A 22232-nucleotide genomic window follows, 5' to 3' on the forward strand; every position below is an offset into this window, starting at 1 on the left:
ATTTTTCCTAAGTTTTGATCAAAAGATTTTTTATTGGTTTCTTAATTCTTTTCCTGATTTCCTGTAGTAAGAATGAAAAGCCGGTTGTTGCTTTTTATTACTGGAAAACCATTTTGAGATTATCTGAAACGGAGAAGCTTGCTTTGAAGGACAATGAAGTCACGAAGCTTTATATCAGGTATTTTGATATTGGCCAGCATCCCCAGACCAAAGAACCCATTCCGCTTAGTCCGATTCGTTTTCAGGATGCCGTAACCAAGTTCGAAATTGTACCCGTAGTATTTATTCAAAACAAAGTGATGCTGTCTTCTTCTCTTGATGTGGAGGATCTGGCACAGAAAACAGTTCGTTTGATTGAAGAAATCAGCACGAAGAACAAAATTAAATCTCAGGAAATTCAGATCGATTGCGACTGGACCCTTAAAAGTAAAGACAACTATCTTAAATTTATTGAGAGCGTTAAAAAGCTTTCCGGAAAAAAACTTTCCGCAACAATTCGCTTGCATCAGGTGAAATATTTTAAGAAAACTAAAATTCCGAACGTAGATTCCGGAGTTTTGATGTACTACAATATGGGGTCAATTGCTCCTGATTCTTTAAATTCGATATACGATCAGAAAATTGCAGAACGCTATTTAAAAAGTCTGAAAAAATATCCGATGCATCTCGATTTTGCCTTGCCTATATATTCGTGGGGAATTCATATCCGAAACCAAAAAGTGATTGGTTTGCGCTCTAAAATGAATGTAGCTGAACTCAAAAAGGATCCGAATTTTCAACAACTGAGCGGGATCTTTTTTAAAGCAAAAAAATCCAATTATAAGAATGGCGTTTTTTACGAAGAAAATGACCTCTTAAAAATGGAGACAATTACGGCAGAAGATTTAAAACAAATGGCGGAAGAACTGGGCGAGAATACCGCGCAGCAGCCAAAAGAAATTATATTTTACGATTTAGACGAATTCAATTTAAAAAACTATGAAAAGAATATTTTTGAACAAGTTATTTCTTGTTTCTAGTGCGGTTTTACTTTTTGCATACGGAGTAATTTATGCCTGTGCAGATGGCGATTGGGATTATTTTGGATCGTACAGTTCTAATTTTACTCCCGAAACTTTTGCAGACAATTCGTATAGACCGCTTTTCCTGTCGGGTGGGATTTTCTACGGAATTGGTTTTGATACCGAGCACAATTCCCGTTTCAATAAAGATATTAAGTCCGATTGGGGAACGTATCTTAAAGGGAAAATCGATACCACTACCGTAAATTATTTTTTAATTGGAGACGAAAAACCGGATTATTACTCGGAGAATAAAAGTGCGATAAAAAACAAGGAAGAAATTAAAGATCTTCATACGTTTTATAAAAGCAAAAAGGAAAATAAATCCTCTTTGAAATGGGGGAAAAAGATCTCCCTGAAGGATGATAAAGTAAAAAGCTTTGTCGAGTTTTTGTATCTGGCGCAAAAAATAGAAACCGTTTCTATTAACAGAGATTATTGGAGTTACGATCCGGTGGAGGCAAAAACGTTCAACGATGCCAAAATGATTCAGTCGATCGAGAATGTGTACAACACGACTTCGGATCCTTTTATGAAAAACAGATATTGGTTTTTGACCATGAAAGCTCGTTTTTACAGCAACAACAAACAAAAAGCCGTTGATTTTTTTAATAAAACAGAAAAATCGGTTCCTAAAAATGTGCTGTATTACCGAGCACTTTCCTACGTGGCAGGAGTGAATCACAAGCAAAATAAATTTGCAGCTTCAAACTATTTGTATGCACAGGTTTTTGATAAATGCCCAGAATTGAGAACCGTTACGGCTTATTGTTTTAGTCCGAAAAATGAAACCGACTGGAATAAAGCGTTGACGATGGCTAAAAATAATAAGGAAAAAGCAGCGCTTTGGGCTGTTCGTGGTTACTACAAAGACGAAAAACAGTCCATTGAAAAAATCTATGAATTAGATCCTAAAAGCGAACATCTGAATTATCTGGCAACACGATTAGTGAACAGACAAGAGGAGGCGATAAACAATTCGTTTCAGAAGGATGGAGGAGAAAATCAGTCTATGAAAAAACTTAGTGTGGCTGAAAACAAAACTGAAAACCAGGTGAAGGTGGATCAAAAAACATTGGATTTAATTGCTAAAATTTCAGCAGCAGGAAATACAGACCGACCTTACTTGTGGGATTTGTCTCTGGGGTATTTGCAGACTTTAAAAGGAGATTATGCCAATGCAGATAAGAATTTTGATAAGGCGGTGAAAACGCTTCCTAAAACAGAACTGGCAGGAATGCAGCTTCGTTTGCTTCGTTTTGTAAATAATTTGAGCAAAATAGATAAACTTACGGATAAAAACGAAAAAACAATTCTCGCCGATTTAAACTGGCTGTATTTTGAGCTTCCAAAGAATTACAAAGGGCAGGAATTTCGTTATCAGAATGCTTCTTCCTGGAGCAGAAGTTATTTGTCAACGCTTTACAGAGAAAAGGGGAATCCGGTAATGGCTGAAATTTATGGCGAATCGCGTTACAGTTATTGGAACGATGGAAATTCATTTTACGACAATGAAAAAGTTCTATTAGACATGAAAGCTTTTTTGTCTAAATCCAATAAATCTGAAATTGAAAGTATCGGAGCAGGAATTTATAGTTTGAAACTAAAAGATATCAATAATTTTCAGGCGGTTCAGGCAACCTTTAAAAATAAAATTCCGGAAGCTATTGAGTATATGAAACAAACCGATTCGGTTCAATACAGCAAGTTTTTGGGGAATCCGTTTAACGGAAATATAAAGGACTGTCACGATTGCGATCACACGGCGTATCAAAAAAGAAAATATACTTTTATGGATTTCCTGACAACCATAAAGGAAATGCAGGGTAAACTGGCTCAAAAAGAAGACGTGTACACGAATAGCTTATTGTTGGGTAATGCCTTTTATAATATTACACATTTCGGAAACGGAAGAACTTTTTATGAAATCACGATTATAGGTTACGGTTCAAGTCCGTATTCGTTTAGAGATTCGATGAAGCGAATGATAACCAATTGTGATATTCCTAGAATGTACTACCAAAAAGCGTTGGAAGCGGCCACAACAAAAGAGCAAAAAGCGAAATGCATTTATATGCTGGCCAAATGCGAACGAAACGAATATTACAATAATAAGTACAACAATCTTAAAAACTGGTGGGAAGCTGACGACGATAAAATTAATTTTATTGCCTGGAGTGGTTTTAAAGCGCTGCAGAAAGACTATTCGGATACGAAGTATTATCAGGATGTTATTGCCGAGTGCGGTTACTTTAATACGTATGTAAATCAATAATTAAAATTTAGAGGTTATGGTAAATAAAATTGAGCATATCGGAATTGCCGTGAAGAATATGGAGGACGCGAATGTGCTGTTCGAAAAATTATTGGGCGTTCCGTCCTATAAAATGGAGTCGGTAGAAAGCGAAGGAGTTTTAACCTCGTTCTTTCAAACCGGAACCAATAAGATCGAACTTTTGGTGGCAACAAATCCCGAAAGCCCTATCGCAAAGTTTTTGGAAAAAAAGGGAGAAGGGATTCACCATATCGCTTTTGATGTCGAAGACATTCATGCCGAAATTGCCCGTTTGAAAAACGAAGGTTTTGTGTTGATTAATGACGTTCCTAAAAAAGGTGCCGATAATAAATTAGTGGTTTTTTTACATCCAAAGAACACAAATGGTGTTTTGGTCGAGCTTTGTCAGGAAATTAAATAAAAATTTTTCTTTTTCTGATTCGAAATAAGCGGTTGAAAATCAATTGTGTTTTAAGAAACACTGGGTATTGTTTGAAATTAAATGCAAATCATCTTCCAAAATATTTGGAGTGAATGAAAAATAGTAGTAATATTGCATCCTCAAACCGGTCCTATAGCTCAGCTGGTTAGAGCACCTGACTCATAATCAGGTGGTCCCTGGTTCGAGCCCAGGTGGGACCACTACAGGAATAAAGCCTTTACAGCAATGTAGAGGCTTTTTTGTTTTATCAATTAATTAGGATCAATATTACAAACCGGACAGGTTTTTAAAATCTGTCCGGTTTATTTGTTTATAAGGAGAGAAAATGTATTGGTTCATTTCAAGGGCTGCTATCAAAAAAAGAGATTGTAGATTTTATTTATGCCTTGTTTTTTAAAGATTCCGGAAATTAGTTTAATTTTTCTTTACCCGTTCCAAAAGTATAAGTATATCCAACGTAAGGAAAATATTTAAACATTCTGGCCTGTTCTAAATTAAAGGTGCCATTACTTAAACTGGTTTCAATGATAAACGGTGGAGATTGTCCTACGAGATTGTTAACTCCAAAATATAATCTGGATTGGTTGCCGGATTTCGTTTTTTTTGTTTTTGAAACGCCAATATCGACATTGTAATTTCTCGGTAAACGGTAGTTATTAGGTCTTGATATTTCATTGCTTTGGTTGGGATCTACTGGGTACGAGTCTTTTTTGTCATTATAGGAAAAAGAGTCTGGTGCCGAGATTAAAACACCGGAACTATAATTGAACATAGTGGATAGGACCCAGGATTGATTAATATTCCAGGTAACAGCTCCTTTTATTTGATTGGTTATATCGTTTGGAGAATTAAATGTCTGACCATTATTTATTGCTGGAAATCTCAATGTCGATTTGCTTAGGGTGTAAGCTGCCTGTACATCAAACTTTTTGAACTGCTTAGAAAATTCAAGTTCCAAGCCTCTTGAATTGCCAAACCCGATTAGTGGGGATTGTGTTTTGTCCTGATCTGAAACATCATAAAGGGGGCGGTACATTAAAATATTGGATACTTTTTTTTCGTAAAGCTGTAGTCGGATATATCCTTTGTCTAAAGTTTTTTCATAGCCGGCCTCATAGATAAAAGCCTTTTCCGGAGGTAACTGATTTGTACTCGGCATGCGCAAATCTGAGGGTAAAGCATAGGTGTTCTGGGCAATTTGATGATAAAATTGCTCCATTATGGCATAGGAGGCAAAGAGGCTATTAGAATTGCTGTACTTGTAAACAAAATTGGTACGGGGCTGAAAAGAATTATAAACCTTGTTTTTAGTTAAAAAAGTTGCATAATGAAGACCCGCTTTTATTCGAACTTTATCAGACAGCGTTATATCATTGTCCCAATAGGTTTTGAAATGTAATGACTTTATCAATTGATCACGGTCAATAGTGTTGTTAGAAAAATGGGTCATATTTATTCGTAAGCCTATCGCGCTATTTAGGAATGACGACCAGTGATAATTAAGATTGTTTTCGATACCTATATCGGTAATACGGAATTTTCTGGTTCCATCCTCATCTGCATTAGCAAACAGGTTGTTATAGTTGCTTAACAATAGAACCGAATTCTGAAACAGTCTGGGATTATATACCCTGTTCCAGCGCAAAGAAAGTGTTCTGTTGTTCCAGGTAAGCTGAGGTGCTTCGGAAGAAAAGAAATTTACACGAATAAGATCTCCGCCGGTATAAGCACCGAGGTACAATCGGTTGGACGAATCAATAAAGTAGTTAATCTTAAAATAGGCATCATACATCCGGTATTTAAAATTAATATCCTGATCAAAAATCGCTTCGGTCAAAGCATCAATCCAGCTTCTTCTCGCACTAATCATAAAAGACATCTTGTCTTTTATGATAGGTCCTTCAATCATCGCAGAACCCGTTAGTAAACCAATATTAGCGGCCCCATGGTAGGACTGCATGTCGCCATCTTTTGTTTTAACATCTATGACTGACGAAAGTCTTCCTTCGTAACGAGCCGGAAAGCCGCCTTTGAAAAAACTTATTTGTTTGATGGCCTGCGAATCGAAAATAGATAGCAAACTCGTAAAATGATTGTAATTGTAAATAGGAACACCATCTAATAAAACCAGATTCTGATCAGTTGAGCCTCCTCTTACATTTAAAGAAGTGCCATAGGTGCCCGGTTTTAAGGTAAGAAGTTTTAGCGGGTCTGATTGCCCCATTAGAAAGGGAAGAGTGTTAACATGCTGCGTATCGACGATACTGGAAATCTCATTTAAAGGTTTTTTGGATGACCTGATCTCAACCGGAGCAAGGGATAGTCCCATTTCAAGATTGAAGTTTTTTTTAATGGTTTTGTTTACCAGTATCGTATCTGTTTGTGAAGTAAAACCGGTATAACTCGCATTTATGATGTACTTGTTTTCGGGTAATGTTAGCGTATAATAGCCATAATCATTACAATTAACAGCAATGTTTGTGTTTAAAACTCGTACGGTAGCATAGGGTAGCGCTTCTTTACTGTCGCCTGCATAAACAAACCCGCTAATAGTAAATGGGTCAGGAGCTCGTGAAACCGTGTAGATAATTATTTTATTGTCTTTTTCGAGAAATTTTACTGATTCTGTTTCAAAAAGAAGATGTAGAAGCGTTTTTAATTTATAAGTTCCTTTGTCGATCTTTATCTTTTTGTCAAGATTGAGCTTGTTGTTGCTTAGGGATAAATTTACGCCTTGTGTTATTATGGTGGAAATATAAGCTCCGATACTATCATTTTCTATTTGGATAGTGATCTTTTTTTCCAGCAAGCTTGTTTTTTGTGCTTGTAAAGATCCGGCACAAAAGAAAAGTACAAAATAGAATGAAGTTGTTAACCAGTTATTTATAAAAGAATTACTTTTCACAGGATATGTTTTTCACCCAAACAGTATTGCCTTTTTGTGTATAACTAAGCCCAAACAATAAACGGAATTCTTCCAATATTTCTTTTATGGATTCGTTCTTGAAATTTGTGGTAACGGTGCAGGAATCAGAGATTTTGCCTTCTACCTGTATTTTAATATGATAACAATCTTCAATATCCTGAAAAGCTTTTTGAAGTGGAGTATTTTCGAAAGAAAGAGACTTTGTTTTCCAGGAAAGTAAGTTTTTGTCGGCTGTGTCACTTTTAATTAATCTGCCGGAAGCGTAATGAACCGCTTGTTTTTTCTCCAAAATGACAGTTTGATTAGTAGGAGTGGCGGTAACCTTGACTTTTCCTGTAATCACGTCTACTGATTTTTCTTTTTCTGTTGTTGTTACAACAAAGGAGGTTCCTAAAACTTTTACGGATAGAGTACCCGTATTTACAGAAAAAGGTCTGCTCTCGTCATGTTTTACTTCAAAAAAAGCTTCTCCATTTAAGCTGACAGTACGATTGTTCCATAGAAATCTTTTATAAGTAATACTCGAGTTATCGTTCAGCGTAACTAAAGAACCATCACTCAATTCGATACTTTTTACCTGCCCATCAGCTGTTTGAACGGTTATCTCGGTATTTGCATACAAGAAAGCGAACGTACTTATTAAAATGAAAACGGCTGCAACTGCTGTTGCGTAGATGTATTTTTTGTACAACTGAAATACGGTTGTCTTCGTGGAGGATAAATTTGGCGCTATGCGGTTCCAGGCATTAGCTGTTTCAAATAACTGAGGAGAATCTAATGGCTGACTTTCTGCAAAAAAAATCTTAAGCGAGAGGTATTCATCAGGATTGTTTTTTATCCAATTCATTAACACAGCTTCTTCCTCAGGTTTCGTTTCTCCTGAAAAATGCTTTGCTAATAATACATTAATATCTTGGCTGTCCATGGTTATACCTCTTTTAAATAAAACACAAATTCTTTTAAAACCCCCACTATATAATAACTAAAATACCATATTTTAAAGAAAATAATTAAGTTGGGATGTTGTTTAACAAACTCCCGTATATGTTTGATGGCTTTTCCCATCTGGTTTTCTACTGTTTTTACTGATATTTCCAATTTTTCTGCAATTTGCTTATAGCTTAATTTTTCAAGACGACTTAGTTTGAAAATTTCGAGACATTTTGGAGAAATTCCTTTAAATGCATCTTCTATAAGCTGGTTAGCATCTGTTAAGGGCTTCGTTTCGGGGATTTCTTCGGCAATATCGGCAGACATTTCGTCAACGTCAAACATATAGATTTTTTTTCTCAGAATGGATATACACCGATTCTTAACAGCTATATAGAGGTAATATTTAAGGCTCTTTTCAGAAAGTAAATCCTTGCGGGTTTCCCATATTTTAATCATTAGTTCCTGCACCACATCTTCACTTTCATCCCTATCCTGAAGATACTTATAGGCATGATTACATAAGGGCTGATAAAGCTCGTTGAACAATTGTTTAAAATGCTTCAGATCCTCATTCATATCATAAAAAGTAGGGAAATTTTAAAATTTTATTGCAGCGTAATAGGGGTATTTTATTTTTTGACGTATTAGTAATAGGGCAATAAAGAGTTCTTGCCACGAATTTAACTATAATTATTATAACAGATGAAAAAGTCAATTATTGTAAGCGCAATTTTTTTAACCTTCAGTACACTTGTAGTAAACGCACAAGAAAGGGGTAAACATGAGATTAATCTAACCTATAGTGACGGTGCAACAATGACCGTTATAAATGGTCTTGCAGATGCATTTGCTTCAGCACTTACGTTCCAAAAAGAAGGAAGTAAGATTACCTCTTTTGGAAATTTGGGGTTAGGTTATAGAAATCAAATCACTGAGCGAATAAAAGTAGGTGGTGATATTGCTTTTCAGCAGGTACAAGCCAAGAAAAACGACAATAAGAGGACCGATCTCTATTTTATGGTCATGCCAACGTTATCCTTTAGTTACATAAAAACAGAGTGGTTAGATTTTTATGGTTCAGCTGCTGCAGGTGTTATTCTGGATAAATATACAGAAACAGAACCTAACAAGCCAGCCGTTAAAGACAATACTATAGATTTTGCTTTTCAGGTTAATCCGGCGGGCCTTCGTATAGGTAAAAAACTTGGCGGATTTGTGGAAGCAGGATTTGGACATAGAGGAATTATCAGTGCAGGGCTAAACTATAGATTTTAAACGGTAGTTTACTAGAAAAAACAAATTGCCATAACCTATTCATAAATGGCTAAGTATTAAAAAGGACTTAGCCATTTACTTTTACAAAAAGATAGTTATGTATGCATTCGTGTAAAATGTTCTTTTTGATTAGTGGTTATGTTAAAAGGGAAGAGATTATTAATTATGATACTTAACTCTTGAACTAAAGATTGTTCTGTATATATCTATTTAAAACTTTACTTATTCAATAGCATCACATGAAAATGATGGAGTTGTCTCATATAAAATCAATTTCCCTTTTTTTCTTTCATTAAAATCAATAATATAAACTACTTTATTATAAAATATTTCTCTTAAGGTACACACGTCATGATTTTTGAAAAAATCAATTCCCACTATTTGTTTTTTATGTTTTTTTAAAAAGAGTTTGTTTTCAGTTCGTACATCTGATTTTGTTTTTTTGTCTCTTTTTTCAGGGCTTGTGTATTCTTGAAAATAGAATCTTATAAATTTTTTTTCATAACTATTTCCTAAAGTAATCGTATACCACCTTTTTTGAACACCGAAGCTATCAATTGGAAATACGGTTTTAGATTGAAGTTTATTTCTTTTGAAATGAACAAAAATGGTGTCCTGAGAGTCTAAATTCAAAGTGCTTTGAGAATAGATACTGCATACAAATAATAATAGAAATAAAGGTAAGCTTTTCATGTTTTTTGTTTTTTATCTATCTAATTCTATACTTCCAGCATCAATATATTGTTTGTATAAAGAATATTTGTCAGAAGGATATTGAAAATCCTGAGTAAAACAATATGTACTTTGCAATCCGTTCAAACTTAGATAGAAATAAAAATTAAACCAACTAAATGTTGTAGTTGTTAAAGGCTTTAGTGTTGGATGTAATATGTATTGCTCAATATTAGCTCTTTTTGTTGCGGTTGTTACTAAATCCCTAATTTCAGAAAGTACTTTTTGCATAGTAGGAATCATTTTGTCGTACATAAAATCATGCTGTTCGCTAACAGTAGGATACATTGTATTCAGGATTTTTACAAAATCTGCGCCAATGGCAGGATTACTTGCTTTTATAAAAAGATAGGCATGTATGCATTCGTGTAAAATGTTCTTTTTGATTAGTGGTTATGTTAAAAGGGAAGAGATTATTAATTATGATACTTAACTCCTGAACTAAAGATTGTTCTGTATATGTCTATTTAAAACTTTACTTATTCAATGGCGTCACATAATTTGTTTAAATTATTCGCTTATAGGGCAATAGTTTAACAAAAAGACACGATATATTTTTGTATTTCCTTTTTTCGACTCACTAAAATCAACAATATAAAATATTTGTGATCTTGAAAACAGTTCACAAACAATATATTCTTCTTTAAATTTTTTTAAGAAATCGACACCAATAATGTTATGACTATGTTTTTTTAAAAAAGATTTATTTTCAATTTTAGCATCAATTACCAGGTTATTTTTGTCAGTTAAAGAGTTTTTTCGATCTGGTTTGCTAAATATTAAATGCTCTACTTGATTGTTCTTTTTTGAATCTAAAGAGAAAATATATTCTCTAAAATTATCTGTGTAAATGTTTTTTTTTGTGTTTTTTGCTTTCTTAAATGCAATATAAACAGTATCTGACTTTTTGATGTTCTCAACTTCTTGACAGAAGACAAAATTTGAAATAAAGAACAGAATTAAAATTGTTTTCATTTTTAGCTTAATTATTTATTGGATTAACTCCTTATGTCCGTATTCTATATATTTTGCAAACAATTTCCATTGATCTGATTCTTTTGGAAAATCTACTTTGAAGCAATAAACTTCATCCAATCCTTTTAAGCTAATATACTTATAGTACTCATTCCAAATCCATGATGTTGATGTTAGTGGATTATTGGTTGGGTGCATTGTATATTGTGTTTCTAAAATAGCTCTTTTTGTTGCGGTTGTTACTAAATCCCTAATTTCAGAAAGTACTTTTTGCATAGTAGGAATCATTTTGTCGTACATAAAATCATGCTGTTCGTTAATAGTAGGATACATTGTATTCAGGATTTTTGCAAAATCTGCGTTAATGGCAGGATTACTTGCTTTTATAAAAAGATAGGCATGTATGCATTCGTGTAAAATGGTTTTTGCATTTTCTATGTTGGTCTGGCTTTTATCAGTGCCAGAAATTAATATCTGTTTATTTATTTTTATAACAATATTATTTGCACCAGAAAGTTGACTTGTGGTAGCATTTACTTCTTTTTTTGAAGGGTTATTGTCTTCATATACATGTTCTTCAATTTCAAACTTAACATTAAATCTACTGTTATTTTGAAATATATCGATAAATAGTTTTTTAAATTCAGGAGATGTTATTAATGCATTATAAATAGTATTAAATTTTTTGCCTTCAGGCGTATCATTCGTTATGGAGGATTTGTCAATATTCATTGGTGAGTTAGCAGAAGCAAGAATGTCAAAATGTAGGCTAGGATTTAGAATACTCTGATCTATTATTTCTTTACAAAAACTTTTAGCTTCTTCAGAGAAATTATTTGAATTCAAATAACTACCTATGATATTCATAGTGTCAGGACGATTTCTTAAAAAAGCGATTTGAGCTATAGATAGTTTTAATTGAGTGCCTAAAATTTTAATCAGTGGCATTGTATTTACGGGTACATATCCGGTTGGAGGAGTTACTTCAGGACATGGCCCGGCACTTTTTGAAGTATGAGGATGTGGTGGACGAACATCACCGGCATAATACCAATATTGTCCGTTGCTGCCATAACAGTTAGAATGATCATGACCGGAACTGCCATCACCGCCACCAGTATAACCACCACTGCTTGGAGGAGAATTGTACCCCGGAACGCTTGTGTTGAATCCTCCCGGTGCTGGGTTTCCTCCATTACCGCTTCCGCCACCTGCAGCCGGATTGCTTTTGGGATCTGAAGGTGAAGGAACAAAGATTTTATTGCATGGATCATCTCCCGCACTGGACTTCGAGGTGAATTTTCCTGAAGTAATGTAATTAACCTGACTTATTTCGGTGGTACCATCGAAATATTTAAAATCAAAACGGTGTGCTTTAAAATTTTCAAAATCCTCCGGGTTGCAAATATATTTAAAGATGTATTTTTTACTTTCTCCTGTTGGAAGTACATTTATGACCAGATTGTAATACACATTTTCTGGAGTGTCGGGATAAAAGAAGCTAATACTGTAATTGGTGATGTTTTTGTCATCGGTCATACTTACGATGTCATGCATCATAAATATTGGCTCGTTTAAAGTTTCAGCATTAGTGGATTTTGAACTGTTTTTTGTTCCATCAGTGTTGATGTATTGCTGAATGTCAGCCGGAAGTTCATTGGCATTTATAAGTTTCTTTTCAAAAGGAACTGCTGATTCTGTTTTGGTTTCATGTTGTTCATTTGAATCTTTTTCGCAACCTGTCAAGGCAAGAAAAACAAACGCTAAGGCGTACTTAAATAGCTTTTTCATGATTATTGGCTTATAATAGTTAGTAAATCGGAGTATATAGTGCGGTAAGTTTGTTTTTGCGAAGAACTCAAATATATAAAAATAAACTTACATTTTTAGCAGAAGACAGAAAATATTTATGTTTTAACTTGAAATACTTTTTATTATTGAAAACAGATATTGCTTTAGGTTTTCTAAGGAAACCTGTTTTGTAAAGTGTTCAGGCTTTATGTTGTCTTTAGTTTATAGTATTTTATTTAGCTCATCGAGCAATTCTATTTCGTCACTGGGTAATAGTTGTACTGCGATTTCAAGTAAGTTGATGATATCAATGTCAGTCTCCGATGGATCACTTTTAAGCGTTTGAATACAGGTTCGTAGTAAAGATGAAATAGTTGAATTTAACTCATTGTAACTGGCTATTTTGAAACAAGACACAACCGAATCATTCTGCTGTTCGGATTTCAGGTTTGTAAAAAAGTTCATTCTGGAGACTAGGTTTAAAAATTTGGTTATTTGTACTGTACGGTCTTCTTTCATGGTGTATAGTTTTTAAATTGATATAATACTCTTTTGACATCATTTATCATTTAAATGTTTAGCTGTTAATTGATTCAAGTTTTGCCATTTCATACAAATATAAACAAATTCGACTTATAAGTCGAATTTGTTTTAAAAAATCATGAGGTTACTTCTTTTTCTTTGTTTTATGAAAACGATTGATAAGTTAGAAGTTGAAATAGTCGATAGAATTTATAAGCTTTTTCTGGATAAATATTCGGGAAACAAAAGTAGTTTTGCTAAAGCAAGTAACTGCACTGAAACCACTGTGAGAAGAATTCTAAGAAATGAGCAAGGAATTACTGTAAATCTTCTGATTAGAATGGCAGATGCACTTGATACCACTTCCAGTGAACTTTTGAAAGATTTACATCTTAGAGATAAGGAATAAATATTGTTGTGTGGAGTTTTACGATTTTGTAGCTCTTGATAAAGTCGTCGAGCTTTACGAGCGTTTGCTTCAGGCCGAAAAAGAAAAAGTAGAATACTTGGAAATATTGGAAAAAGGGAAATAACCTTTTGATAAATTTCAAAAAGACCGTTTCGGATAACGAAACGGTCTTTTTGTATTTTACAACACATCCCTTTTGTAATGAAAGGAGTTTAGATTTGTAAAAATAGAAATGGGAATTTTATATTAGAAGCGGTATTTTGCTGCCACAGATATATTTCTGCCCGATGCATTGATACCCGACGCAAAAACACGGTACTGTAGGTCTAAAATATTCTCAATTCCGGCATAAAGTGAAATATTTTTATCAACCATAAAGGATGTTTTGAAATTAAAGGTTTGCCATGCTGGCATACCTTCTTTTGGGGCATATTTTTGGTTGTCCTCACCATTTGTAGAATAATCGCTTATATCTTTCTTGCCATTAAATAATGTATAGAAATCCAAAAGCATCACTTTATTTTCATATTTCAATCCTGCTTTTCCATACATTGGAGAGATATGATCTAATGGAGTGTTCCCCGCACGGTCCATTATTTCCCCTTTGGTAAAAGTTATCATACCATAAATTCCCAGTGGTTTTGTGATCGCCATTTTCAGGGTGGAAGAAAAACCGCCTATATAAGCATTCCCTTTATTTTGCATGGCAAAGACCTCGCTTTGTACTCCTTCGTAAATGACAGAACTTTGTCCATTATATAAAAAATGATCGGTAACAATGGCATCAAAAAGACGGGTATAATAAACCGTATTGTCAAACTGAACTCTCTTTCCTTGCCCAAATGCTACAGTAAAATCGGCTGTTACTGATTTCTCAGGAGCAATATTTCGATTAGGGACAATCAAGGTTCCGGGCACTGATTCGAAAAGCTTTCCTAAATCATCTACGTTTGGGACTCTGTAGCCCGAAGCCAAATTGAAAACCAATTTAGTACTCTGAATGTTCTTTGCAATTCCGGCAGTACCGCTATATGTGAAGTTACTCTGCTCGATGACATTATATGGAAGTCTGAAAAAAGAATTATTAGCAATAGTACTTTTTAAGGAAGAGTAACCTGTACGAATCCCCAAATTATAGAACGTAGTTTCGTTTATTTTTTCATTATAAGTTGCAAAAACATCTGCTCTAAAGGTATGATTTATGCCGTTTGGGTAACGAGTATCTGTTGGAGACACAATACCGGTGATGCGGTTTGAACTTGTGGCAGTCGAATTCAGATTATCATAAAAAAATTCGGTTCCGTAAAGAAAGTCACCCTTGCCTAGTTTCCTTCTGAAATCTGCGTTAAAAGCAAATACATTTACTTTTTCGACCTGACTTTTAGTTTTGTCATCGTTAAATTTTCTTGAGATTCTGCTTTCTTCAATGTTTTGATAGCTCACTCCAAGATTCATATCACTGTTGAACAAGGCCTTTTGTTTCGAAAATTTATAAGCCGAAAGGAATCTTTTTTGCGGACCATAATTCCAAACAGCATATTTCAGCCCCGAACCCGATGGATCTGTCAGACGATCATATCTTGGCACATCTGAAGAAGACGAATATTGAAGATTCAAGCTGTGCTGTGTATATTCATCCTGTTGAAAAAGTATCTTTTGCATGGCATTATATTGCTTATATCCGGAAAACTTCTGAATAAGCGGATTCTCATTCTGTATTAGATTATCTACATTGTTCGTAGTTTCAACATATTGAGGACGCTCGCCAAAAGATCCATTTTTTCCATTAGTATTGGCTCCCATTCTCAAATCACCGTAATTATTATACGAGAAAGAGGATAGAGAACTCCATCTTTTACCTGCAAAATTAATGTCAAAATACTGTGTTGATCCCTTATTGGCGCTGTTGTATCTTGACATTGCATTTCCTGAAAACATTTTGTTATCCGTTTGGGACAGAAACATAGGGTTTTTGGTTCTCATATTGATGGCACCACCCAACGCATCGCTCCCAAAAATAGTAGATGCAGGTCCGAAAAGAACATCAATCTGTTCCAGCGAATTTTCGTCAACCGTAATGATATTTTGTAGATGTCCCGCTCTGTAAATAAGGTTGTTCATTCTGATTCCATCGATCAAAAGTAAAATCTTATTGGATTCAAACCCTCTTAACACGGGACTTCCTCCACCTTGTTGCGATTTCTGAACAAATACGGAACCTGTGTTGGCTAGTAAATCGGCAGTATTTTGGCTTTTTTGAAATTCTATTTCCTTTTGCGAAATGTGTTTCATATCCTGCGTCGACTTGGAGTAACGTTCTGTAATGATATGTACTTCTTTTAGTTTTTTTGGTTCTGTAGTATCAGAAATCTGCTGTGAATAAGCTGCAATGACGCCAAAGAATGCTGTTAAAAAGTGTATTTTTTTCATGTAATAATAATTTAATTTAAAATTTTCTTCTGAATAGAAGAGTTGTTGATATGGTATTATAAAACGTTGGGATTACATAATTCCTAAAATCTATGAGTGTTAATTATGCTTTTCCATGTAACATAAAATGATAGTAAAAAGCATTATTTCTTTCTCTTATACATAGAAGGCTTTTCTATGATAATTATCTTTTCACTATATATCCTTTCATCTAAATGAATGTGTACTATGTATGTTCCGGAAGGTAATCCCTGAATGTTTACCTCTTTCTCAAATATGGCATTGTTGATGCTCTCGCTTTTTTGTTCTCTTAAGATTCTGCTGTTTACATCCATTATGCTATAGTAAAAACTCTTCCCTTCGCAATCCATAAATTTGATATTGAAATGTGTGGTGCATGGATTTGGGTATAACATATACTTAGGTTTAACTGCAGGAGGATTTTTAACTATCAAATTTTCACAAGTTCCTATATTAGACCAAGTGGATTGGTCCTGATTAGGTTGTTTATTTTTGTTAACTGCTAAAGCCCTGTAAATAATATTTTGATAGATTACCTGATCTCCAGTTAAATAATCAGTTGAAGTATTCCATTCTTTACTTTTGCAATTTTTACTTACTATATTTAAACTCGCAAATGTATATTTTGTACCATTTTTAAGAATAGCGATTGCCGTGAAATAGTGATCTCCGGGACTTATATCGGTAAGAACAAATGAATAAGAAGATTTATTTATTGTAGAAATTATTTCCCCGTTGTCTTTAATAATAATAGATGACAATACAGCATCAGGATCAGTCACATCGAAAGTGAATAAAATATCTTTCCCATTATCTATTACCTGATTATTTTCAGAAGAAGAAATCATACTAATAATTGGGCTGGCTTTTACAGCAATAATTACAGGAGTCGAGCTGGTGACGTTTCCGGTATTGTCTGTCGCTTTTGCTGTTATCTGATAAGTTCCCACAGTCACATTTTCCCAATTGTAGGTATACGGGCTGGTTGTTGAAGTCGATAATAAAGTTGCTCCGTTGTAGAATTCTACTTTAGAAATTGTTCCGTCAGAATCGGCTGCTTCGGCATCGATTGTAACAGTTGCAGGAGCAATGAATGTAGTATTATCAGTAGGAGCAGTAAGTCTTACTGTTGGGGCCTGATTGTTATTAACGACTACCTTTACCACAGCTGATGTTGCTGTTGCATTTGCATTATCATATGCTTTTACTGTTATGGCATAAGTTCCGGCAGTCACATTTTCCCAATTGTAGGTATAAGGACTGGTTGTTGAAGTCGACAACAAAGTTGCTCCGTTGTAGAATTCTACTTTAGAAATTGTTCCGTCAGAATCGGCTGCTTCAGCATCGATTGTAACAGTTGCGGGAACAATGAATGTAGTATTATCAGCAGGAGAAGTGACGTTTACTGATGGGGCATGATTATTATTAACGACCACATTTACCACGGCTGATGTTGCTGTTACATTTGCATTATCATATGATTTTACCGTTATGGCATAAGTTCCCACAGTCACATTTTTCCAATTGTAGGTATAGGGACTGGTTGTTGAAGTTGCTAATAAAGATACTCCGTTATAGAATTCTACTTTAGATATTGTTCCGTCAGAATCGGTTGCTACAGCATCGATAGTAATACTTGCAGGAGCTGTAAATACAGTATTATTGGCAGGAGCAGTAATGGCTGCTGAAGGTGATTGATTGACAGGTGTATTTACTGTAATTACAATTGCAGAAGAAGTGGTAACATCGTTGTCATTATCGTAAGCTTTAGCTGTTAACGTGTACGTTCCGGCAGCTACGTTTTTCCAATTGAAAGTATACGGACTTGCATTAACTACTCCTAAAAGTGTAGCACCATTATAGAATGCTACTTTGTCTATACTTCCGTCGGCATCTTTAGCTGTGGCGGATATATCAAAAGTGGCAGGAGCAACATAAATTGCATTGTCGGCCGGAGTGGTAATACTAACTGTGGGTGGCTGGTTTACTCTGACTGAAACTGCTGAAGAGGTGGTAACAGCTCCGTTATTATCGTAAGCTTTGGCCGTTAACGAATACGTTCCGGCAGCTATGTTTTTCCAATTGAAAGTATATGGACTTGCATTAACGGTTCCTAACAGGGTAGTGCCATTATAGAATTCTACTTTGCTAATATTTCCGTCGGTATCGTTCGCTGTGGCTGTTATAGCGAAAGTGGCAGGAGCCGTATAAATTGTCTTGTCGGTCGGAGCGTTAATACTTACTGTAGGAGGTTGGTTTACTCTCACTGAAACTGCGGAAGAACTGGTGGCAACTCCATTATTATCGTAAGCTTTGGCAGTTAAGGTGTACGTTCCGGCGGCTGCGTTTTTCCAATTGAAAGAATACGGACTTGTATTAACGGTTCCTAATAGTGTAGCGCCGTTATAGAATTCTACTTTGTCTATTTTTCCGTCGGTATCATTAGCTGTGGCTGCTATATCGAAAGTGGCCGGGGCAGTATACATTGCCTTGTCGGCCGGAGTGGTAATGCTTACTGTTGGAGCAATATTATTTCTGACAGTAAAGCTTACTGGAGCCGAAGAAGTAACCGCCCCCGTATTATCATAAGCCTTTGCTATCAGATTGTATGATCCGCTACTTATTCCTGTCCAGTTATAATTGTATGGACTGTTAGTGGATGTGCCAAGTATAGAAGCTCCTATATAGTATTCCACTTTGCTTACAGCGCCATTTACATCAGCGGCAATATTAATGGTTGCCGGAGCAATAAAAGTAGCAGCATTAGCAGGAGTACTAATACTTACCTTTGTATCGTTTAATCCGCAAAACTCAATTTCCGCTACATCACAATATCCATTCTTGGGAGATAAGTACCTGTAATACCTGTAGGCTTTACTGTTAGGTATACTAACCTCTTGCCAGGTATAACTTGGCTCGGTCGGGATGGTATACAGATCCACAAAACCAGCAGAAGTAGAGGTGTTAGAACCCTGGAATTTTCCACCTGTCATTCTTTTTTCAAAAGATTCTCTTGGATAAAAACGTATTGCTTTAACCACTTTTGCTGTTCCAAAATCTAATCCGGTATAACCTGAACTAGCAGATTTAGCACTAAAATTTGTATTTATATCTCCGTCAAATGCTTTATCATATTCATAACCAGCTGTCCAGGGAGAAGTGCCAAAAGTACTGCCCGAAAGTGTAGAGCAAGGGAAAATATCATTAACAGTGATAGGTGAAGAGCTTGTAATCCCGCCGCTATTATCATACGCCTTAGCGGTTAGCGTGTAAGTTCCTATAGGTACATTGGTCCAGTTATAACTGTATGGGCTGGTTGTTGAAGTTCCTAACAAAGAGGTGCCATTATAAAACTCTACTTTACTGATCGTACCATCAGCGTCAGAGGCTGTTGCATAAATAGTAATAGCTGAAGGATTTGGAATGTCAGCATAATCATCAGGTGAAATAATGGAAACTGTTGGGTTTTGATTTCCTACTATTACAGTAATATTAGAGGAAACCGCTACAGCATTTAGGTTGTCATAAGCCTTTGCATTAAGTTGATAAGTGCCGCTGGGAACTCCCGTCCAGTTAAACGAATAGGGACTTGAGGTAACAATACCAAGCAAAGTTGCCCCTTGATAAAATTCGACTTTGCTTATCGATCCATCTGCATCAGAAGCAGTTGCTGTAATGTTTATATTCGCAGGAACAGTAGCATAAAGTTTATTATTGATTGGTGCTGTAATGTTTACTGTTGGAAGCTCATTAGAAGCGCAGAACTCAATCTCAGCGACATCAGCATAATTATCGGGTGGAGTGCAATATCTGTAATACCTGTAGGCTGTACTGTTAGGTATACTAACGTCATGCCAGGCATAATTTGGCTCGGTTGGGATGGTATACAGATCAACAAAACCGGCAGAAGTAGAGGTATTAGAACCCTGAAATTTCCCACCTGTCATCCTTCCTGCTCGCGAATCTCTTGGATAATATCGGAGATTTGTAATCACTTTTGCTGTTCCAAGATCTAATCCGACATAAGCTGGATCTTCTGAATCATCAGCATCAAAAGAGGTGTTTATATCTCCGTCAAAAGCTTTATCACATGTATAGTGGTAATAAGGAGCGGTCCCAAAGGCAATTCCTGTGACTTTATTACAAACTAAAGTCACCATAACAGTTACTAAGGAAGAGCTTTTCTTATTTCCCAGATTATCATAAGCCACAGCCGTCAGATCATAGTTTCCGGGCAATACTCCAGTCCACACATAATTATAGGGAGAGGATGTGCTTGTACTCAGTAAGGTAGTTCCATTATAGAATTCTACTTTGCTAATATTTCCTGAGCTTACAGAAGCAGTAGCATTGAGATTGATAGTAGCCGGACCGCTAAATGTTGTATTGTTGACTGGCGAAGTCATAGCCACCATAATGTTACTCGGAGGTGGGACTAGATCACTCTGCCATACCCCTCTCCCATAATAATAAACGGTCAATATGCCTTTAGAAATACCATCATTATAGATATCCATATCTGTTATGTTGCAAATTATAGGAAGGCCTGAAGAGTAATTGATCCAAGAGGATTTAGTGATGTCCTTATAATAAACACCCAAGGCATAAGAAGCATAGACCGCCTCATTTATACTTTTGTTATCGGCCACCACTTTTTGAACTTGTGCTGAAGGAAATCCTTTTGTAGGGGTCCATGTTGTTCCTTTATCGACAGAGCGATAAATAGTAGTTCCAAGTCCTAAGTATACAACATCTGAATTTGGTATGGGAGCTACAGAACCATTAGTCGATGTAGAAGGAAGTGTTGTCTGAACAAAAGAGGCATCAGTCTTTGCATTGTCTGATCTGTATAATGCAGGTAAATCTGTAAATACATATAAACGATCTGCATTACCGGGATCTATCTGGAGGTCTCTTATGGTACCAGATGGTACAGTGTAAATAAGTGTCCAGGAAGGAGAGGCTGAAGTTAGATTAAGACAGCGGTAAATTTTTCCGGCATTAGCGTGGTAAGCAATATCGGCATTTTCCGGAGTGAAGGCAAATTTTCCGCCCGATGGGGTTTCTGGCAGATTCAAATCTACACAAGAACCTGAGCCAGGAGGATAGGGGCATTTATATTTGTTTGACTCAGAGTAAAAATTACTTAAATAATCAAACCACATATATGGGCCATAGTCACCAGCCCTGTTATTATAAAAGATACCGTTATTATAGTAAAATCCGCCATTATCCTGTGTGCCTATATACTGTAGGTTTCTATTCGTTTTACCAAGAGCACCATGATAAATTTCGGTGGCTGCAATACCGTCAGACTTTGGAGTCCATGCTCCTGTTCCATTGGCTGTATTGCTCCAGACTCCACCATCGTTGGCATTCCAGAGCTGACCGCTAACATAAGGATCAAATACAATATGATGTTGGTCGGTATGAAGATCCTTTGACCAGGAGGATTGTTGCTGTACCCAGGTAACACCTGCATCTGTAGAACGCCATATCACATGAGCACATACATAAAGCTCATTTGAGTTAACAGGATTGACCTCAAAATCAAAATTATAATCTCCCTGGCCGCCCCCTGATGCCGAATATGCGGCAATACACTCCGTAGTCGAACGCATGTTTGTAAAGGTGCTTCCTCCATCTGTTGATCTGTAAATTTCTCCTATAGCATTAGCACCAACATTGGCAACATAAACAACATTTGGATCGGCGTCACAAACCGATACTCTTGTTCCGTTAGCTCCGAATACAAAGGCTGGAGAAGTGATTTCAGTCCAGCTGCTTCCGGCATCAAGAGAACGATAAAAATTTTTAGATGCTGTTGCATAAATGATCTGACCGTTTGTGCCCGGTTTGTAGCAGATATCCTGAACTTCAATGCCAGAAACAGATTGTAAGGTCCAATTAGCCCCTGCGTCTGTCGATTTATAGATACCGTTATTGGTAGCCGCAATGATAGTATTGCTATCTGTGGGAAGAATAAGTACGTCTCTAACCAATCGATTATCCATTCCGGAATTAGATTTTGTCCAGGTGGCTCCTCCATTGATCGTTTTATAGACCCCCAGACCATCATAAGAATAATTTGCATCACCTGTTCCCCAATAAATCACCTGATTGTTAGTAGGATCTACAGTTATGGAGGAAGACGAAGCATTAATAACTTGATCGGTTCCTAATGAAGTCCAATTAAGACCTTTGTCATTACTCTGATACAGCCCCCCTGAAGCACTGGCAACATACATTTTGTTAGGATCTGTGGGGTGAAATTTAATCTGAAGACAACGTCCAATACCGTGTACCTGACCAATGGTTTTCTGTGGAAAGGGTATAGGGCCGATATTTTTCCAATTCGGAGCAGAATTTTGAGCACTTGTAAGGTTAAAGAAAAGAGAGTATACAAGTAACACTGCAATACGTAGATTTGTTTGCATAGA

Annotated in this window: 15 protein-coding genes, 1 tRNA gene and 1 pseudogene; 7 read left to right on the top strand and 10 right to left on the bottom strand. The window is 35.9% G+C overall.

The annotated features are described in order from the left end of the window. Positions 1-14: 14 nt before the first annotated feature. From BHE19_RS06850 to BHE19_RS06865, 4 genes are all read left to right on the top strand, one after another. Entirely contained in the window at positions 15-1019 is a 1005-nt protein-coding gene (locus BHE19_RS06850) for a hypothetical protein (protein WP_083342480.1), read from the top strand. Continuing rightward, on the top strand, positions 979-3336 hold the full coding sequence (locus BHE19_RS06855) for a hypothetical protein (RefSeq protein WP_070906453.1): 2358 nt from the start codon (positions 979-981) through the stop codon (positions 3334-3336). Before BHE19_RS06850 ends, BHE19_RS06855 begins: the two co-directional genes overlap by 41 nt. Positions 3337-3352: 16 nt before the next feature. Further along, entirely contained in the window at positions 3353-3757 is a 405-nt protein-coding gene (gene mce, locus BHE19_RS06860; protein WP_017497728.1) for a methylmalonyl-CoA epimerase, read from the top strand. A 147-nt stretch (positions 3758-3904) separates the two neighbouring features. Then, a tRNA-Ile gene (locus BHE19_RS06865) sits at positions 3905-3978 on the top strand. 209 nt (positions 3979-4187) lie between these two features. Here BHE19_RS06865 and BHE19_RS06870 read toward each other — a convergent pair. The 3 genes from BHE19_RS06870 to BHE19_RS06880 are packed head-to-tail and all read right to left on the bottom strand — an operon-like array spanning position 4188 to position 8213. Beyond that, complete coding sequence (locus BHE19_RS06870) at positions 4188-6683, bottom strand: TonB-dependent receptor (protein ID WP_070906454.1); 2496 nt, start codon at positions 6681-6683, stop codon at positions 4188-4190. Then, on the bottom strand, positions 6673-7629 hold the full coding sequence (locus tag BHE19_RS06875) for a FecR family protein (protein WP_070906455.1): 957 nt from the start codon (positions 7627-7629) through the stop codon (positions 6673-6675). Before BHE19_RS06875 ends, BHE19_RS06870 begins: the two co-directional genes overlap by 11 nt. Positions 7630-7631: 2 nt before the next feature. Then, on the bottom strand, positions 7632-8213 hold the full coding sequence (locus tag BHE19_RS06880) for an RNA polymerase sigma-70 factor (protein ID WP_070906456.1): 582 nt from the start codon (positions 8211-8213) through the stop codon (positions 7632-7634). A gap of 126 nt (positions 8214-8339) precedes the next feature. Here BHE19_RS06880 and BHE19_RS06885 point away from each other — a divergent pair, with 126 nt between their 5' ends. Then, a complete protein-coding gene (locus BHE19_RS06885) occupies positions 8340-8912 on the top strand; it encodes a hypothetical protein (RefSeq protein WP_070906457.1) in 573 nt (190 codons plus the stop codon). A 222-nt stretch (positions 8913-9134) separates the two neighbouring features. On the opposite strand, the gene BHE19_RS06890 is transcribed toward BHE19_RS06885, so the two are convergent. The 5 genes from BHE19_RS06890 to BHE19_RS06910 all read right to left on the bottom strand — a co-directional run bounded on the left by BHE19_RS06890 (position 9135) and on the right by BHE19_RS06910 (position 12929). Next, positions 9135-9605, bottom strand: a complete 471-nt coding sequence (locus BHE19_RS06890) for a hypothetical protein (RefSeq protein WP_123923405.1) — start codon at positions 9603-9605, stop codon at positions 9135-9137. Positions 9606-9617: 12 nt separating this feature from the next. Then, positions 9618-9932 (bottom strand): hypothetical protein, encoded by a 315-nt coding sequence (locus BHE19_RS06895; RefSeq protein ID WP_070906459.1) that lies wholly within the window; start codon positions 9930-9932, stop codon positions 9618-9620. A 222-nt stretch (positions 9933-10154) separates the two neighbouring features. After that, positions 10155-10619 (bottom strand): hypothetical protein, encoded by a 465-nt coding sequence (locus BHE19_RS06900; protein WP_070906460.1) that lies wholly within the window; start codon positions 10617-10619, stop codon positions 10155-10157. Between the two features lie 15 nt (positions 10620-10634). After that, a complete protein-coding gene (locus BHE19_RS06905) occupies positions 10635-12410 on the bottom strand; it encodes a hypothetical protein (RefSeq protein ID WP_070906461.1) in 1776 nt (591 codons plus the stop codon). Between the two features lie 222 nt (positions 12411-12632). Beyond that, positions 12633-12929, bottom strand: a complete 297-nt coding sequence (locus tag BHE19_RS06910; protein ID WP_070906462.1) for a hypothetical protein — start codon at positions 12927-12929, stop codon at positions 12633-12635. A 142-nt stretch (positions 12930-13071) separates the two neighbouring features. On the opposite strand from BHE19_RS06910, the gene BHE19_RS06915 reads away from it, so the two are divergent. Both BHE19_RS06915 and BHE19_RS22580 read left to right on the top strand, forming a co-directional pair. After that, on the top strand, positions 13072-13341 hold the full coding sequence (locus BHE19_RS06915; protein WP_233430734.1) for a helix-turn-helix domain-containing protein: 270 nt from the start codon (positions 13072-13074) through the stop codon (positions 13339-13341). A 25-nt stretch (positions 13342-13366) separates the two neighbouring features. Further along, positions 13367-13465: pseudogene (locus BHE19_RS22580) on the top strand (transcriptional regulator); the annotation flags it as partial. Positions 13466-13587: 122 nt separating this feature from the next. Here the strand turns inward: BHE19_RS22580 and BHE19_RS06920 are convergent. Next, entirely contained in the window at positions 13588-15771 is a 2184-nt protein-coding gene (locus BHE19_RS06920; RefSeq protein WP_070906464.1) for a TonB-dependent receptor plug domain-containing protein, read from the bottom strand. A gap of 143 nt (positions 15772-15914) precedes the next feature. After that, entirely contained in the window at positions 15915-22229 is a 6315-nt protein-coding gene (locus BHE19_RS06925) for an Ig-like domain-containing protein (RefSeq protein ID WP_070906465.1), read from the bottom strand. Positions 22230-22232: the final 3 nt, after the last annotated feature.

Origin of the sequence: Flavobacterium tructae (assembly GCF_001853485.1) — a bacterium.
Classification (GTDB): Bacteria; Bacteroidota; Bacteroidia; order Flavobacteriales; family Flavobacteriaceae; genus Flavobacterium; species Flavobacterium tructae.

Excerpts from the sequence above, each read along its gene's own strand:
- BHE19_RS06915 (WP_233430734.1), top strand. The coding sequence starts at position 13,072 with ATGAGGTTACTTCTTTTTCTTTGTTTTATGAAAACGATTGATAAGTTA.
- BHE19_RS06885 (WP_070906457.1), top strand. The coding sequence starts at position 8,340 with ATGAAAAAGTCAATTATTGTAAGCGCAATTTTTTTAACCTTCAGTACA.
- mce (WP_017497728.1), top strand. The coding sequence starts at position 3,353 with ATGGTAAATAAAATTGAGCATATCGGAATTGCCGTGAAGAATATGGAG.
- BHE19_RS06880 (WP_070906456.1), bottom strand. The coding sequence starts at position 8,213 with ATGAATGAGGATCTGAAGCATTTTAAACAATTGTTCAACGAGCTTTAT.
- BHE19_RS06890 (WP_123923405.1), bottom strand. The coding sequence starts at position 9,605 with ATGAAAAGCTTACCTTTATTTCTATTATTATTTGTATGCAGTATCTAT.
- BHE19_RS06875 (WP_070906455.1), bottom strand. The coding sequence starts at position 7,629 with ATGGACAGCCAAGATATTAATGTATTATTAGCAAAGCATTTTTCAGGA.
- BHE19_RS06895 (WP_070906459.1), bottom strand. The coding sequence starts at position 9,932 with ATGTATCCTACTGTTAGCGAACAGCATGATTTTATGTACGACAAAATG.
- BHE19_RS06905 (WP_070906461.1), bottom strand. The coding sequence starts at position 12,410 with ATGAAAAAGCTATTTAAGTACGCCTTAGCGTTTGTTTTTCTTGCCTTG.
- BHE19_RS06910 (WP_070906462.1), bottom strand. The coding sequence starts at position 12,929 with ATGAAAGAAGACCGTACAGTACAAATAACCAAATTTTTAAACCTAGTC.
- BHE19_RS06900 (WP_070906460.1), bottom strand. The coding sequence starts at position 10,619 with ATGAAAACAATTTTAATTCTGTTCTTTATTTCAAATTTTGTCTTCTGT.
- BHE19_RS06855 (WP_070906453.1), top strand. The coding sequence starts at position 979 with ATGAAAAGAATATTTTTGAACAAGTTATTTCTTGTTTCTAGTGCGGTT.
- BHE19_RS06925 (WP_070906465.1), bottom strand. The coding sequence starts at position 22,229 with ATGCAAACAAATCTACGTATTGCAGTGTTACTTGTATACTCTCTTTTC.
- BHE19_RS06920 (WP_070906464.1), bottom strand. The coding sequence starts at position 15,771 with ATGAAAAAAATACACTTTTTAACAGCATTCTTTGGCGTCATTGCAGCT.